Annotated in this window: 17 protein-coding genes; 8 read left to right on the forward strand and 9 right to left on the reverse strand. The window is 70.0% G+C overall.

Features of this window, described 5'->3' with window-relative positions; translation table 11 throughout:
* Positions 1 to 17 precede the first annotated feature (17 nt).
* From JTN19_RS16000 to JTN19_RS16015, 4 genes are read left to right on the forward strand one after another with little or no spacing between them, the layout of a single operon-like run.
* Positions 18 to 1,187, forward strand: a complete 1,170-nt coding sequence (locus tag JTN19_RS16000) for an acyl-CoA dehydrogenase family protein (RefSeq protein WP_206934660.1) — start codon at positions 18 to 20, stop codon at positions 1,185 to 1,187.
* On the forward strand, positions 1,184 to 1,555 hold the full coding sequence (locus JTN19_RS16005; RefSeq protein WP_206934662.1) for a cupin domain-containing protein: 372 nt from the start codon (positions 1,184 to 1,186) through the stop codon (positions 1,553 to 1,555). Before JTN19_RS16000 ends, JTN19_RS16005 begins: the two co-directional genes overlap by 4 nt.
* Positions 1,556 to 1,611: 56 nt before the next feature.
* The gene (locus tag JTN19_RS16010) at positions 1,612 to 3,015 is read left to right on the forward strand and encodes an amidase family protein (protein WP_206934664.1); all 1,404 of its coding nucleotides are present in this window, start codon (positions 1,612 to 1,614) and stop codon (positions 3,013 to 3,015) included.
* 2 nt (positions 3,016 to 3,017) lie between these two features.
* Positions 3,018 to 3,359: a hypothetical protein gene (locus JTN19_RS16015; protein ID WP_206934666.1), complete on the forward strand. Its 342-nt coding sequence runs from the start codon at positions 3,018 to 3,020 to the stop codon at positions 3,357 to 3,359.
* Positions 3,360 to 3,421: 62 nt separating this feature from the next.
* Here the strand turns inward: JTN19_RS16015 and rnhA are convergent, their stop codons facing one another.
* From rnhA to ispH, 3 genes are read right to left on the reverse strand one after another with little or no spacing between them, the layout of a single operon-like run.
* Complete coding sequence (rnhA, locus tag JTN19_RS16020; RefSeq protein WP_206934668.1) at positions 3,422 to 3,886, reverse strand: ribonuclease HI; 465 nt, start codon at positions 3,884 to 3,886, stop codon at positions 3,422 to 3,424.
* 1 nt (position 3,887) lies between these two features.
* Entirely contained in the window at positions 3,888 to 4,859 is a 972-nt protein-coding gene (locus tag JTN19_RS16025) for a homoserine kinase (protein WP_206934670.1), read from the reverse strand.
* A 15-nt stretch (positions 4,860 to 4,874) separates the two neighbouring features.
* Positions 4,875 to 5,870 carry a 4-hydroxy-3-methylbut-2-enyl diphosphate reductase gene (ispH, locus tag JTN19_RS16030; protein WP_206934672.1) on the reverse strand — a complete coding sequence of 332 codons (996 nt, stop codon included), beginning with the start codon at positions 5,868 to 5,870 and terminating at the stop codon, positions 4,875 to 4,877.
* Positions 5,871 to 5,991: 121 nt separating this feature from the next.
* Here ispH and JTN19_RS16035 point away from each other — a divergent pair, with 121 nt between their 5' ends.
* The 4 genes from JTN19_RS16035 (at position 5,992) to JTN19_RS16050 (ending at position 8,910) form a co-directional block, all read left to right on the forward strand.
* On the forward strand, positions 5,992 to 6,537 hold the full coding sequence (locus tag JTN19_RS16035) for a hypothetical protein (RefSeq protein WP_206934674.1): 546 nt from the start codon (positions 5,992 to 5,994) through the stop codon (positions 6,535 to 6,537).
* Between the two features lie 244 nt (positions 6,538 to 6,781).
* Complete coding sequence (locus tag JTN19_RS16040) at positions 6,782 to 7,339, forward strand: methanogen output domain 1-containing protein (RefSeq protein ID WP_206934676.1); 558 nt, start codon at positions 6,782 to 6,784, stop codon at positions 7,337 to 7,339.
* Positions 7,326 to 8,399, forward strand: coding sequence for a sensor histidine kinase (locus tag JTN19_RS16045; RefSeq protein WP_206934678.1), 1,074 nt, complete (start codon positions 7,326 to 7,328; stop codon positions 8,397 to 8,399). The genes JTN19_RS16040 and JTN19_RS16045 overlap by 14 nt, the downstream gene beginning before the upstream one ends.
* A gap of 16 nt (positions 8,400 to 8,415) precedes the next feature.
* A complete protein-coding gene (locus JTN19_RS16050) occupies positions 8,416 to 8,910 on the forward strand; it encodes a response regulator (RefSeq protein WP_242531207.1) in 495 nt (164 codons plus the stop codon).
* Between the two features lie 7 nt (positions 8,911 to 8,917).
* Here JTN19_RS16050 and JTN19_RS16055 read toward each other — a convergent pair whose 3' ends face one another.
* From JTN19_RS16055 to JTN19_RS16080, 6 genes are all read right to left on the reverse strand, one after another.
* The gene (locus tag JTN19_RS16055; protein ID WP_184385649.1) at positions 8,918 to 9,217 is read right to left on the reverse strand and encodes a DUF2312 domain-containing protein; all 300 of its coding nucleotides are present in this window, start codon (positions 9,215 to 9,217) and stop codon (positions 8,918 to 8,920) included.
* A gap of 64 nt (positions 9,218 to 9,281) precedes the next feature.
* Positions 9,282 to 9,632 carry a DUF1244 domain-containing protein gene (locus JTN19_RS16060; protein ID WP_191085706.1) on the reverse strand — a complete coding sequence of 117 codons (351 nt, stop codon included), beginning with the start codon at positions 9,630 to 9,632 and terminating at the stop codon, positions 9,282 to 9,284.
* Positions 9,633 to 9,683: 51 nt separating this feature from the next.
* Entirely contained in the window at positions 9,684 to 10,763 is a 1,080-nt protein-coding gene (locus JTN19_RS16065; RefSeq protein ID WP_206934680.1) for a tartrate dehydrogenase, read from the reverse strand.
* Between the two features lie 51 nt (positions 10,764 to 10,814).
* Complete coding sequence (locus JTN19_RS16070; RefSeq protein WP_206934682.1) at positions 10,815 to 11,285, reverse strand: DUF427 domain-containing protein; 471 nt, start codon at positions 11,283 to 11,285, stop codon at positions 10,815 to 10,817.
* Positions 11,285 to 12,271 (reverse strand): Bug family tripartite tricarboxylate transporter substrate binding protein, encoded by a 987-nt coding sequence (locus tag JTN19_RS16075; protein WP_206934684.1) that lies wholly within the window; start codon positions 12,269 to 12,271, stop codon positions 11,285 to 11,287. Before JTN19_RS16075 ends, JTN19_RS16070 begins: the two co-directional genes overlap by 1 nt.
* A 78-nt stretch (positions 12,272 to 12,349) precedes the next feature.
* On the reverse strand, positions 12,350 to 13,666 hold the full coding sequence (locus JTN19_RS16080) for an LLM class flavin-dependent oxidoreductase (RefSeq protein ID WP_206934686.1): 1,317 nt from the start codon (positions 13,664 to 13,666) through the stop codon (positions 12,350 to 12,352).
* Between the last annotated feature and the right edge of the window lie 23 nt (positions 13,667 to 13,689).

Below are 13,689 nucleotides of genomic sequence, written 5' to 3' on the forward strand. Positions count from 1 at the left end.
CTCCCGGGAGAAGCCCCATGAATGCCATCACGCCGCGTGAGCCGGATGATCTGAACGCCCTGCCGGACGAGGCCTTCCGCCTGCACATCCGGTCCTGGATCGAGGCCAATTATCCGGCCGAGCTGCGGAACCCCGAGAAGCGCCTCCACTGGGAGGAGAACAAGGTCTGGTATTTCAGGCTGGCCGAGAAGGGCTGGCTCTGCCCCGGCTGGCCGCGGGAATATGGCGGGCTTGGCCTGTCGCCCGCGAAGCAGATCATCTTCACCGAGGAGCTGGAGCGCTGGGGCTGCGCCCGCTGCAACGACCACGGTATCATCATGCTGGGCCCGCTCGTGATCCGCTACGGGACCGAGGCGCAGAAGCAGCACTTCCTGCCCAAGATCCTGAATGGCGAGCATATCTGGTGCCAGGGCTATTCCGAGCCCAACAGCGGCTCGGACCTCGCCAGCCTCCGCACCGAGGCGGTGGACATGGGCGACCATTATGTCGTGAACGGCCAGAAGACCTGGACGACGCTGGCGCAGGACGCGAACTGGATCTTCCTGCTGGTCCGCACCGACAAGGCGGCGAAGAAGCAGGAGGGCATTTCCTTCCTGCTGGTGGACATGAACACGCCCGGCATCACCGTGCGGCCCATCATCAACCTCGAGATGCATGACGAGTTCTGCGAGGTCTTCTTCGACAATGTGAAGGTGCCGAAGGAGAATCTGGTCGGCCAGCTCAACAAGGGCTGGGACATGGCCAAGGCGTTGCTGAGCTTCGAGCGCATCTACCTGGGCTCGCCCCGCCAATCCGCCTATGCGCTGACCCGGCTGCGGCAACTGGCGGAGCGGATGGGCCTGGCGGAAGACCCCCTCTTCGCCGACCGCTACGGCCGCCACCGCACGGATCTGGAGGACCTCAAGGCCCTCTACGCCCGCTATGTGGAGGTGCTGAAGCAGGGCCGCCCGCTGGGCGCCGACGTCTCCCAGCTCAAGATCGTGCAGTCGGAGCTGTTCCAGCGCATCACCGAGACGGCGCTGGAAGTCGCGGGCGAGAATGCCGGGCTGTTCGGCCCCATGGAGGGCAACCGGAACCTCAACCCCGGTGCGCTCTACATCCAGGCGCGGCCCACCACGATCTATGGCGGCACCAACGAGATCCAGCGGAACATCCTGAGCAAGAACGTGCTGGAACTGCCGGGATGAGCCAGCGCGAGGAATTTCACCGCCTGGACGACACGGCGGCGGGGCTGTTCCGCGAACTCGCGCCGGGCGTCACCACCCGCATCTTCGCGGGCGAGCAGGCCATGCTCTCGGTGGTGGAGATCGCGCCCAACGCCGAGGGCGTCATGCACCACCACCCGGAGGAGCAATGGGGCGTGCTGCTGGAAGGCAGCGCGATCCGATTCCAGGGCGATGAGGCCATCGAGGTGAAGAAGGGCGATTTCTGGCGCACGCCCGGCGGCGTGCCGCATACCATGCGCGCGGGGCCGGAGGGGTGCCGCGTGCTGGACATCTTCAGCCCGCCGCGGCCGGAATACCGCAAGCCGGGCTCGGGCTTCGGCACCGGCTGATTGACGCCCGCCCCCTCCCGGCGATGATGCCGGGAGAACCGAGCACGGGGGCGGCGATGACGGAGATCTGGGGCTGGACGGCCAGCGAAACGGTGGCGGCCATCGCCGCGCGCAAGGTTTCGGCGCGGGAGGTGGCGCAATCGGCGCTGGCGCGGCTCGATGCCGTGAACCCCCGCCTCAACGCCGTCGTCCAGACCATGCCCGAACAGGCCCTGGCCGCCGCCGATGCCGTGGACGCCGCCCTGGCCCGCGGCGAGGCGCCGGGCCTGCTGGCCGGCGTGCCCGTCACCATCAAGGTGAATGTGGACCAGGCGGGCTTCGCCACCACCAATGGGCTGCGCGCCCAGGCCGGCCACCGCGCCACCGAGGACAACCCGGTGGTGGCGAACCTCAAGAAGGCCGGCGCCGTCATCATCGGGCGGACCAATACGCCCGCCTTCTCGGTGCGCTGGTTCTGCTCGAACCTGATCCATGGCGCGACCTACAACCCGCTGGGCCGGCACATCACACCGGGCGGGTCCTCGGGCGGGGCCGGCGCGGCCACGGCGGCGGGCATCGGCGCCATCGGGCATGGGACGGATATCGGCGGGTCCGTGCGCTACCCCGCCTATGTCTGCGGCATCCATGGGCTGCGGCCGACGCTGGGGCGGATTCCCGTCTGGAACCCCTCGCTGCCCGAACGCGACATCGGCCCGCAGCTGATGTCGGTCAGCGGGCCGCTGGCGCGCAGCGTGGCGGATGTGCGCCTCGGTCTGCACGCGATGAGCCTGCCCGACCACCGCGACCCCTGGTATGTGCCCGTGCCCCATGAAGGCCCCGAGCTGCCGCGCCGCGCCGCGCTCTGCGTGGCGCCGGAGGGGATGAAGGTGGACCCTGCCGTCGAAAAAGCCCTGCGTGAGGCCGCTTCCCGCCTGAAGGACGGCGGCTGGTTGGTGGAGGAGGTGGACGCCCTGCCCCCCCTGCGCGAGCCCGCGCGCCTGCAGGGCATGCTCTGGATGGAGCTGCTGCACCGCGGCGTGATGGCCGCGGTGGAGCAGGAGAACGAGCCCGCCTCGCTCGCCGTCTACCAGCATTTGGCCAAGCTCACCCCGCCGCCCGCCGACCTCGCGGAATTGCAGGACGCGCTGACGGCGCGCGCCGGCTTCGTGCGGCAATGGATGCAATTCTTCACCCGCTACCCGGTGGTGCTGCTGCCGGTCTGTGGTGAACTGCCCTTCGACAACGAGGAGGACACCAACGGCTTCGACCGCTTCCGGGAACTGCTGGAAGCGCAGTTGACCCAGGTGGGCCTGCCCTTCATCGGTGTGCCGGCGCTCGCCATCACCACCGGGATGGTGGGCGACCGGCCGGTGGGCGTGCAGCTCGCCGGGCCCCGCTACCGCGAGGATGTGCTGTTGGCGGCCGGCGAGGCCATCACCGGCGGCGGCGCCATCCCCGCCATTGACCCGAATTGGAGCTGACCATGTGGCGCGTTCTTCCCCTCTTTCTTTTGGCCGGCTGCGTGGCGGCCGGCGGCGGCACGCCCATGGGCCGCTGCGACGCCGTGCTGCGCGTGAGCAATGGCGCGGGCCAGGCCATCGAACAGCTCTATGTCAGCGGCACCGGCCCGGCCGGCTGGGGGCGTGACCGGCTGGCGCCGAACATCCTGCCCCCCGGCGGCACCTTCCAGACGCCGACGGGGGCCGAGCCGCAGGCGGTTCGCGTCGTCTTCGTGGATGGCAGCGCCATCGAGATGGCGGGGCTGGAGGTCTGCGCGACGCCGGTGCTGCGAGTGGGGCCGCGTAGCCTGCAGCCGGAGCGCTAAGACGGGCAATGGCCGGGCGCTGATTCACGGCTTCGGTGAAGACCACCGAAGCCGATCGCGCGCTACCGGCCCAGGCTTTCCCGCGCCTGGGTCGCCAGCACATCGGCGCGCTCGTTCATGACGTCGCCGGCATGGCCGCGCACCCATTTCCACTCGACCTGATGCGGCTTGGCGGCGGCCAGCAGGCGCTGCCACAGCTCGTAATTCTTCACGGGTTCGCGCGCCGCGTTGCGCCAGTTGTTGCGCACCCAGCCCTTGATCCAGCGCTCCATGCCGTTACGGACATATTCGCTGTCGGTGTGCAGCACCACGCGGCAAGGGCGTTTCAGCGCTTCCAGCGCGGCGATGGCGGCCGAAAGTTCCATCCGGTTGTTGGTGGTGGCCGGCTCGGCGCCCGTCAATTCGCGCTCGGCCGCGCCGAAGCGCAGGATGGCCGCCCAGCCGCCAGGGCCCGGATTGGGCTTGCAGCCGCCATCGGTCCAGATCTCGACCACGCCGCCTGGCGTGTTCTCCGGCGTCTCCAACATCTCAGCCCCCGATCGCGGCGGCGTCGCGCGCATGGGCGAAGAAGCGCAGGCGGTGCAGGTATTCCAGCGGGTCCTTGCGCGTGACCATCGCACCCGGGGGTGTGTTCACCCAGTCATAGAGGCGGGTCAGCAGGAAGCGCATCGCCGCCCCCCGGCACAGGACCGGAAGCGCCGCCCATTCGGCCGGTGTCAGCGGCCGCCGCGCGCCATAGGCGGAAAGGATGGCCCGCGCCTTGGTGACATTGAACTGGTAGTCGCTCTCGAAGCACCAGGCGTTCAGCACGATGGCGATGTCATAGGCCAGCATGTCCGTGCAGGCGAAGTAGAAGTCGATCAGCCCCGAGATGCGCGGCCGCCGCCCCGCATCCTCCAGGAAGAAGACATTGTCCGGGAACAGGTCAGCATGGATGTGGCCGATGGGCAGGGCGCCGGGGGTGGGCCATTCGGCGAGGATGGCGGCGAGCGCCGCGTCCAGCTCCCCGATCAGCGCAGGCTCCCCATCCGCACGGCAGCGGTCCAGCAGCGGCGCCCAGGAATCGGCGCCCAGCCCGTTCTTCCGCGTGGCCGGGAAGCCCATGCCGGCGGCGTGCAGCCCGGCCAGCGCATCGCCCAGCGGCGCGCAATGCGAGGGCCGCACCCGGCGCGGCCAAAAGCCGGGCAGGAAGGTGCAGATGGCCGCCGGCCGGCCGGCCAGCTGCCGCAGCGCCGCGCCATCCCGCCCCGGCACCGGCTCGGGGCAGGAGATGCCGCCCGCCGCCAGATGCCGCATGAGGCCGAGGAACCAGGGCAGTTCCGCCGGGTCCACCCGCTTCTCATACAGGGTCAGGATGTAGTCGCCTTGCGTCGTCTTCAGCGCGTAGTTGGAATTCTCGACGCCCTCCGCGATGCCGCGATAGGCCAGGAGGTCGCCGATGCCATATTCGGCCAGGAAGGCGCGCAGCGCCTCATCCGTGACCTCGGTGTAGACCGCCACTGAACGGGATGGGCGTCAGGCGGCGGGGGCGGTGGCGAGGGCGGCGGGCAGCTTGAAGATGATCTTCTCCTCGGCCACCACCACTTCCTCGATGTCGAGGCTGTAGCGCTCGCGCAGCTTGGCCAGGACCTCCTCCACCAGCAATTCGGGCGCGCTGGCGCCGGCGGTGATGCCCACGCTGGCGAAGGCCGCGACCTGATCGAGGTCCAATTCCCGGCCGCGCTGCACCATCACCGCGGCCTTGCAGCCCGAGCGGCTGGCCACCTCGACTAGGCGCAGCGAGTTGGAGGAATTGGGCGCGCCCACCACGATCATCATCTCGACGCGCGGCGCGATCTCCTTCACGGCGGCCTGGCGGTTGGTCGTGGCGTAGCAGATGTCCTCCTTAGCGGGGGCGGAGATCTGCGGGAAGCGCTCGCGCAGGATGTCCACGATCTCGGCCGTGTCATCCACCGAGAGCGTGGTCTGCGTGATGAAGGAGAGGTCGTGGCCCACCGGGGGCTCCACGCTGCGGGCCTGGGCCTCGTCCTCGACCAGGGTGATGGCGCCGGGCGGCAGCTGGCCCATGGTGCCGATCACCTCCGGATGGCCCGCATGGCCGATCAGGAAGATGTGGCGGTTGCGGGTGAAATGGTGCTCGGCCTCCCGGTGCACCTTGCTGACCAGCGGGCAGGTGGCGTCCAGGAAGAACATCTGCCGGCGCTCGGCCTCGGCCGGGATGGACTTGGGCACGCCATGGGCGCTGAACACCACGGGCTGGCCATCATCGGGGATTTCGTCGAGTTCCTCCACGAAGACCGCGCCCTGCGCCTCCAGCGACTGCACCACGAAGCGGTTGTGGACGATCTCGTGCCGCACATAGACCGGCGCGCCGTAGCGTTTCAGCGCCTCCTCCACGATCTTGATGGCGCGATCCACCCCGGCGCAGAAGCCGCGCGGACCGGCGAGCAGAACCTTCAGGGTGGGCTTTTGGTCCATGGATGGTTGTATTCCCAGCGCGTGTTCGAGCATCCGAGACTACCGCTTCGGCGCGATCGGTGCCAGACGTGAGGCGCCGGACACATGGCGCCGCCGCGGCGCCGCGACAAGTCATGCGGGGCGCCGGGTTGCGCGCGGGAGAGAGGGAGTGGCGATGCGGGGCAAGTTCTGGGGTGTGGGGATGGTTCTTCTGGCCGCGCTGGGGCTGGCCGGATGCTCGCAATCCCGTGTGGAAAACCTGTTGATCGCCTGCCCGACGCTGAGCCTGCCCTCGGACGTGGCGGATTTGTCGCGCCACCGCCCCGGCACGCCGCCGGACCTTTCCACGCTGGTGCTCGACGCCCGCATCCAGGCGCTGGACGGCGCCTGCCGCGGCGCGCGGCGCGGCCAGGGGGTGGCCGTCTCGCTCGCCGCCCGCTTCCAGGTGGAACGCGGCCCCGCGGGCACGGAGCGCGGCGCGGAACTGCCATGGTTCATCGCCATCGTCGAGGACGGGACGGAGACCATCCTGAACCGCCAGACCTTCGTCCAGCGCGTGACCTTCGCCCCCAACACCACCGTCACGACCGTGACATCTCCCCGGGTCGAGCTGGTCTTCCCCCTGCGCGCCGAGCGTCGCATCCAGGATCACCGCATCATGGTGGGCTTCCTGCTGACGCCGGAGGAACTGGCGCTCAATCGGACGCGCGGGCCGCGCTGACAGGCAAGCCGCCAGCCCGCCCGGTGAAATCATCCGGGCGTTGAGCGGCAGAGGCGGATGGTCGAAATTCCAAAGCTATCCACCATGGAAAGCTCTGGATACTTCCTTGACCCGGATGCTTTCCGGCCGCCATAATTGGTCCGTGCAAACTTATTTGTTCCACGGGACATTGACCTGTTCCGCGGCACGGCACGCATCGGTGCGATTCCCGTACCTTTGGCCTCTCTCGATGGGGGATGTGGACATGTCCGACCATCACTCTCCCGTCTCACCCCCGGGGGAGAGTGTCGCGGGGCTCGCCGTGCCGCTGGAGCGGGACGTGTTTCTTCGCCGCCTGCTGCGGGAGCTTTCGGGCGCCCTCGAGGATGTCGTCGGGCTGGAGGAGGCCTCGGGCTATATCAGCCTGGTCGGCGCCGCCATGGGCGAGCACATCCATCACGAGTATCGCCGCGCCCTGGCGGTGGATCGCCTCGACCGCCGTCAGCTGGGCGAGGTGCTGGTGGACCTCAAGCGGCGCATCCAGGGCGACTTTTCGATCCTCGAGGAGGATGAGAACCAGATCGTCTTCGGCAACACCGCCTGCCCCTTTGGCCAATTCGTCCAAGGGCGGCCTTCGCTGTGCATGATGACCTCGAACGTCTTCGGCGCCATCGCGGCCGAAAGCCAGGGCTATGCGGCCATTCGGCTGGAGCGGACCATCGCGGCCGGGGACCCCGCCTGCCGGGTGGTCGTGCTGCTCCGCCCCGACGAGGCTGCAACGCCAGGGGCCCGGGAGTACTTTCGTCGAGATGACGTTGGCTGAAGGCGCGGCCCAGGTGCTCCAGACCCTTCCCGAACCCGCGCTCGTCCTGGGCACCGATGCGCGGATCGGTTTCGCGAACCGGGCGGCGCGGGCGCGATTCGGCGCGGGTGTGGAGACGGGTGCCGACCTCGCCGCGCTGGGCCCCGACGAGCAGGCGGCCGATCGGCTGCGGCTATGGCTGCGGCGCTGCTCGGGCAGCCGCACCGCCCTTCCGGGCGCGCTGCAGCTGCGCGGCGCCGATGGGCGCGTCACGCGCTTCCGGGGCTTCGGCGCGGTGATGACCCCCGCGGGCGGCGAAACCCGGGCCAGGCTGCTGCTGCGCCTCGTGGACCGGGAGGATGACCGCTTCCCCCTGCTGGGCCGCAAGCTCGACGAGCTGAACGTCGAGATCAGCCGCCGCCGCCGCGCCCAGCTCGCCCTCGAGGCCGCGGTGCGCGACCGCGACGTGCTGCTGAACGAGCTGCACCACCGGGTGAAGAACAACATCCAGATGCTGGTGGGCATGCTGGGCATGAGCCGCCGGGCCGCGGCCTGGGCCACGGACCCCCAGGCGGTCCTGGCCGAGGCCTCGCGCCGCCTCGCCGCGGTCGGCACGGTGCACCAGATGCTCTATTTGGGCGACAACCTGCGTGGGGTCCCGGGCGAGACCTTCCTCCAGCCCGTCGCCGGCGGGGTGCTGGCCAGCCTGGGCGTGCCACACGGCGTCAGCCTCCTGGCCGACCCGGTGGAGATTTCCAACGACGCCGCCGTGCCGCTCGGCCTGGTGCTGCACGAATTGCTGGTCAATGCCGTGAAGCATGGCTGCCCTGATGGAACCTCGACCGACTGCATCCGTATCTCCCTTCGGCGGCTGCCCGAGGAGATGGCGGAACTGCGCGTCGAGGATGATGGACCCGGCTTCACCCTTGATGCGGCAACCCGCACGGGCGCTACCGGGTTGAAACTGGTGCTCGGGCTGGCCCGGCAGCTGAATGGTGAGCTGTCGGTGGGGCCTGGCGCGGTGGGAGGGACCTGCGTGGTCCTGCGCTTTCCGGCGCCGGCTGACCCGCCGAAGGAATGAAAGGAGTGCGACGGACATGTCGCAGGTGAAGGATCGCGGCGAAACCGTCATGGCGCGGGGCGATGCCGAACGGCCCGGGCGCCTGGTGCGCGCGGCCGATGACCGCCAGGGCGGCCTCGAGCTTCCGCGCGGGCGTGTGCTGATTGTCGAGGATGAATTCTTCGTCGCCATGGATGCCGAGGACAGCCTGACGGCCGCCGGCTTCACCGTCATCGGCATCGCCGCGACGGCGGAGGCGGCCGTGTCGCTGGCCGAATCGCAATCGCCCGACATCGTCCTGATGGACATCCGCCTGGTGGGCCGCCGGGACGGCATTGATGCCGCGGCCGAAATCCGCGACCGCTTCGGCATTCCCTGCGTCTTCGCCACGGCCCATTCGGACCCCACCACCCGCCACCGGGCGGAGGTGGCGGCGGCGCCGCTGGGCTGGCTGTCCAAGCCCTATACCCGTGCCGAGGTCACCAATGCCCTCGGCCGGGCGCTGCTGCGCTACCGGCAGGAACGCGGCTGAGGCGCCGCTACATCCCCAGCGCGCGCTTGTAGAGGTCGAGCAGGGTCTCCTGCTCCTCCACCTCGGCCGGCTCCTTGCGGCGCAGCATGATGAGCTGGCGGATCACCTTGGGCTCGAAGCCCGCGCTCTTCGCCTCGGCGTAGATGTCCTTGATGTCGGAGGCGAGCGCCTTGCGCTCCTCCTCCAGCCGCTCGATCCGGTCAATGATGGAGCGCAGCCGCTCGGGCGCGATGCCACCCACCTCGGATTCGGCGGCCTTGGCCTGGCGGGCGCGGCTCTCGGCGGCGGTGTCGGGCGTGTCGGACATGGGCGCCTCCTTGGGCCGTTCAGGGGGGCTGGGTCTAGCCCCAAATCCCCCCTCACGGAAGCCGTCAGCCGTGCTTGGCCATGGCGTCCTTGAAGGCGGCCTGTTGGGTGGGGCTGGCCTCCTTCTGGTGGGCGGCCTGCCAGGCCTTGTAGTCCATGCCGTAGACGATTTCGCGCGCGGCGGGGGTTTCCAGCGGCAGCCCGACCTCGCCGGCGGCTTCCTGGTACCAGCGGCTGAGGCAGTTCCGGCAGAACCCCGTCAGGTTCATCATGTCGATGTTCTGCACATCCGTCCGGTCGCGCAGATGGGCGACCAGCTTGCGGAAGGCCGCGGCCTCGATGCGGTCGCGGGTGGCCTGGTCCAGGCTGGTGGCGGCGCCGAGGGCCAGGTCGGCTTCGGGCTGGGGGGCGGGCATGGCGTTTCTCCTCTGCTCTCCCGCCCCAGATGCGCCCGAAGGGGCCAGGCTTCAATCCGGCGCGTTGTCGCCCCGGATGGCGGCGATGACGGCTTGGGTCACGTCATCCATCCGCGCCGTGCCGCCGAGATCGGCCGTCAGCACGCCCTGGGCCGTCGCGGCCTCGATGGCGCGCATCAGGCGGCGGGCGCCGGCGCCCTCGCCCAGGTGCTCCAGCATCATGCAGGCGGTCCAGAAGGTGGCGATGGGGTTGGCCACCCCCTGCCCCATGATGTCGAAGGCCGAGCCATGGATGGGCTCGAACATCGAAGGGTATTGCCGCGTCGGGTCCAGGTTGGCCGTGGGGGCCACGCCCAGCGAACCGGCCAGCGCGCCCGCCAGGTCGCTCAGGATGTCGGCGTGGAGGTTGGTGGCCACGACGGTATCAATGCCAGCGGGCTTGCGGACCATGCGGGCCGCCATGGCGTCCACCAGCTCCTTCTCCCAGCGGACCTCGGGGAAGTCCTCGGCCACCTTGGCCGCCACCTCGTCCCAGAAGACCATGCCGTGGCGCTGCGCGTTGGACTTGGTCACCACCGTCAGCAGCTTGCGCGGGCGTGAGGCGGCGATGGCGAAGGCGGCGCGCATGATGCGTTCCACGCCGGCACGGGTGAAGATGGAGGTCTCGGTCGCCACCTCGATGGCGTGGCCGCGATGGGCGCGGCCGCCATGGCCGGCATATTCGCCCTCGCTGTTCTCGCGCACGATCACCCAGTCGATCGCGCCGGGCGCGAGGCCCCGCAGCGGGCTTTCTAGGCCGGGCAGCACACGGGTGGGGCGGATGTTCGCGAACTGGTCGAAACCCTGGCAGATGGCCAGGCGCAGGCCCCACAGCGTCAGGTCATCGGGCAGATGCGGGTCGCCCACCGCGCCGAAATAGATGGCGTCGAAGCGCTTGAGCTGGTTCAGCCCGTCCTCGGGCATCATGCGCCCGTTGGCGCGGTAGTAGTCGCTGCCCCAGGGAAACTCGGTCACGTCCAGGCGAAAATCGCCAACGCGCTCGGTCAGGGCCCGCAGCACGGCGAGGCCGGCGGGAATGACCTCCTGGCCGATGCCATCGCCCGGAATGGCCGCGATCTTGTGGGTCCGCATTGGGGGGTGCCTCCTTGCCTTCCCCGCCGCATTGCCATGGCCGGACGGGGCCTACCAGCCCCGGGTGCCGGGCGCGCCCTTGAAGGGCCCTTCCACATCGGGGGTGATCCAACCGCCATAGAAACCGCCGGGTTGGGGCTCGACGCGGTCCTCGTCCACCCAGCAGGCGTCCACCCGGCCGGCATAGAGCGCGACATGCCCGGCGATGGCGGCGAATGCCGGTGTGGGGTCGGGGTAGGACCAGGCGGCGCGCTCCGCGACCCGTCCACCGCCCAGCAGGTCGAAATAGCGCGCGCTGCCCTTCCATTCGCAGAAGCTCGACCCCTGGGCGGGGCGCAGCGCGCCGGGGGCGAAGGCGGAAGCGGGGATGTACCAGGAAGGCGGGTGCCAGGTTTCCAGCACGCGCCAGCATTCGCGGCTGTCCACGATCACCTCCCCGCCCAGGATGACTCGCACCCGCCGGGTGCTGGGCTCCAGCCGGGGCGGGCGGGGGTAGTCGGGGGCGCGTTCGCGGGCGGGCATCAGAAGGTGGAGCGGATGCCGGCGCTGCGGATCAGCGCGCCCCATTTCGCCTGCTCCCGCGCCAGGAAGGCGTCGCCATCCGCGGGGGTGGAGTGGATCGGCGCGAAGCCGAGCTCCGCGAGGCGCGGCGCGATCTCCGGCGCGCGGGCGGCGGCCAGCGCCACCTCGTTCAGCCGGTTCACCACCGCATCGGGCGTGGCCTTGGGCGCCACCAGCATGACCCAGGTGTAGACCTCATATTCCGCCAGGCGCTGGTCGGTCTCGGCCATGGTGGGCACGTCGGGGTATCCCGGGATGCGCGACTGCACCAGCGAGGCCAGGGGCCGGATGGTGCCCGCCCGCATCTGCGCGCCGGCCCCGGGCAGGTCGGCGAAGACCATCTGCACCTGCCCGCCCATCAGCGCCGCGATGGCCGGGCCCGATCCGCGATAGGCGACATGCACGATGTCGGCGCCCATCATCATCCGGTACATCTCGCCGCCCAGGTGCAGCGGCGTGCCGTTGCCGGACGAACCATAGTTGAGACGCCCTGGGTTGGCCGCCACGTAACGGTGGAACTCGGCCATGTCCCGCGCCGGGAAGTCGTTCCGCACCACCAGGATGTAGGGCACGGTCGCGATATGGCTGATCACGCGGAAGCTGGCCGCCGTGTCGAAGGGCGGCGGGTCCATGGTGAGCGGCGCGGTCAGGAAGGAGATGGGCGCCATCATGATGGTATAGCCATCGGGCTGCGCCTGCATGACGGCGCGCGAGCCGATGGTGGAACCGGCCCCGGGGCGGTTGTCCACATTCACCGGGCGGCCCAGCAGTTCGGCCATGCGCGGCGCCATGAGGCGGGCCGCGATGTCGGGCGAGCCGCCGGGCGCGAAGGGAACGATGATGGTGATGGGCCGCTCGGGGAAGGCCGACTGCGCGCGGGACGCGGCGGCGGGCAGCGCCGCCCCCATCAGGCCCAGCGCCACGCGGCGCGATGTGACGATCGCCATGGTGTTGTCTCCTCCAGCTTGTTGTTGGGGAGGAGGTTAGGCCGGCCATCGGCCGCAAGGGAACGGCTTGCGGGCGCCTCAGCCGGGGAAGAAGCGGTTGGGCGGGCGGGGCAGGCCCAGATTCTCGCGGAGCGTCGCCCCCGTGTATTCACCCCGCACCAGGCCGCGCCGACGCAGAATGGGCACCACATCCCCGACGAAACGCTCGAACTGCGTGGGGAAGAAGGGCGGCATGATGTTGAAGCCATCGGCCGCGCCGCCGCGGAACCATTCCTCCAGCGCATCCGCCACCTGTTCGGGCGTACCCCAGACGATGCGGTGCCCCCGCGCGCCGGCCACCAGGTAGTAGAGTTCCCGCAGGGTCAGGTTCTCGCGCCGGGCGAGGTCCGTCAGCAGCCGGGCGCGGCTTTGCAGCTGGTCGGATTGCGGCAGGTCGGGCAGCGGGCCATCGAGGTCATAGCCCGAGATGTCATGCCCCAGCCGGTCATTCAGCAGCAGGATGGCGGCGGCGGGGTCGATCCCGCCCTGGAGCTGGGCGTAGAGCGCCTTGGCTTCCGCTTCGGTGCCCCCAATCACGGGGCAGACGCCGGGCAGCACCATCACATGGTCGGGGTCGCGGCCCGCTTCGCGCACCTGGGCATGCAGGCCCTCGCGGAAGGCGCGGCCCTCGGCCTCGGTCTGCTGGGCGGTGAAGATGATCTCGCCCACCCGCGCCGCCAGCCGCTGCCCGGGCCCGGAGGAGCCCGACTGGATGATGACCGGATGCCCCTGCGGCGGGCGCGAGACATTCAGCGGCCCGCCCACGGTGAAGAATCGGCCCTGGTGGTTCAGCGTGTGGACGCGCCCGGGCTCGACATAGACGCCGCGCGCCTTGTCCTTCACGAAGGCGTCATCGGCGAAGCTGTCCCAGAGGCCCCGCACGACATCAATGAACTCTTCGGCTATGGCGTAGCGGTCATCATGCGAAGGATGGGCGCCCCGCATGAAATTGGCCGAGGACCGCGCATAGGAGGTGGTGACGGCATTCCACGCCGCCCGCCCGCCGCTGAGGTGGTCCAGGCTCGCGAAGGCGCGGGCCAGGTGGAAGGGCTCGGTGTAGGTGGTGGACATGGTGGCGGCCAGGCCGATGTGCCGCGTCCCCATGGCCAGGGCCGAAAGCAGCGCCACCGGCTCCAGCCGGGCCACGAAGGAGGGGTGGGCGTCGGCGCTGGTGGTCAGCCCGTCCGCGAGAAACAGCATGTCGAAATGCCCCGCCTCGGCGGTGGCGGCGATGCGTTGGATCAGGCCGAGATTCTCGCCGCCGAATTCCGCCTCCGGATGGCGCCAGCCGGCGACGTGGTGGCCCGCGCCCTGCAGGAAGAGGCCAAGGCGCATGGGGCGGTCGGTGGCGTTCATGGAAGCGACTGAAAAGCCACGGC

This window comes from Roseococcus thiosulfatophilus (genome assembly GCF_017311575.1).
Lineage (GTDB): Bacteria > Pseudomonadota > Alphaproteobacteria > Acetobacterales > Acetobacteraceae > Roseococcus > Roseococcus thiosulfatophilus.

Coding starts and splice junctions, on each gene's coding strand:
- JTN19_RS16065 (WP_206934680.1), bottom strand. CDS start 10,763: ATGCGGACCCACAAGATCGCGGCCATTCCGGGCGATGGCATCGGCCAG.
- JTN19_RS16000 (WP_206934660.1), top strand. CDS start 18: ATGAATGCCATCACGCCGCGTGAGCCGGATGATCTGAACGCCCTGCCG.
- JTN19_RS16045 (WP_206934678.1), top strand. CDS start 7,326: ATGACGTTGGCTGAAGGCGCGGCCCAGGTGCTCCAGACCCTTCCCGAA.
- JTN19_RS16005 (WP_206934662.1), top strand. CDS start 1,184: ATGAGCCAGCGCGAGGAATTTCACCGCCTGGACGACACGGCGGCGGGG.
- rnhA (WP_206934668.1), bottom strand. CDS start 3,886: ATGTTGGAGACGCCGGAGAACACGCCAGGCGGCGTGGTCGAGATCTGG.
- ispH (WP_206934672.1), bottom strand. CDS start 5,870: ATGCTCGAACACGCGCTGGGAATACAACCATCCATGGACCAAAAGCCC.
- JTN19_RS16015 (WP_206934666.1), top strand. CDS start 3,018: ATGTGGCGCGTTCTTCCCCTCTTTCTTTTGGCCGGCTGCGTGGCGGCC.
- JTN19_RS16035 (WP_206934674.1), top strand. CDS start 5,992: ATGCGGGGCAAGTTCTGGGGTGTGGGGATGGTTCTTCTGGCCGCGCTG.
- JTN19_RS16055 (WP_184385649.1), bottom strand. CDS start 9,217: ATGTCCGACACGCCCGACACCGCCGCCGAGAGCCGCGCCCGCCAGGCC.
- JTN19_RS16060 (WP_191085706.1), bottom strand. CDS start 9,632: ATGCCCGCCCCCCAGCCCGAAGCCGACCTGGCCCTCGGCGCCGCCACC.
- JTN19_RS16070 (WP_206934682.1), bottom strand. CDS start 11,285: ATGCCCGCCCGCGAACGCGCCCCCGACTACCCCCGCCCGCCCCGGCTG.
- JTN19_RS16010 (WP_206934664.1), top strand. CDS start 1,612: ATGACGGAGATCTGGGGCTGGACGGCCAGCGAAACGGTGGCGGCCATC.
- JTN19_RS16075 (WP_206934684.1), bottom strand. CDS start 12,271: ATGGCGATCGTCACATCGCGCCGCGTGGCGCTGGGCCTGATGGGGGCG.
- JTN19_RS16050 (WP_242531207.1), top strand. CDS start 8,416: ATGTCGCAGGTGAAGGATCGCGGCGAAACCGTCATGGCGCGGGGCGAT.
- JTN19_RS16040 (WP_206934676.1), top strand. CDS start 6,782: ATGTCCGACCATCACTCTCCCGTCTCACCCCCGGGGGAGAGTGTCGCG.
- JTN19_RS16080 (WP_206934686.1), bottom strand. CDS start 13,666: ATGAACGCCACCGACCGCCCCATGCGCCTTGGCCTCTTCCTGCAGGGC.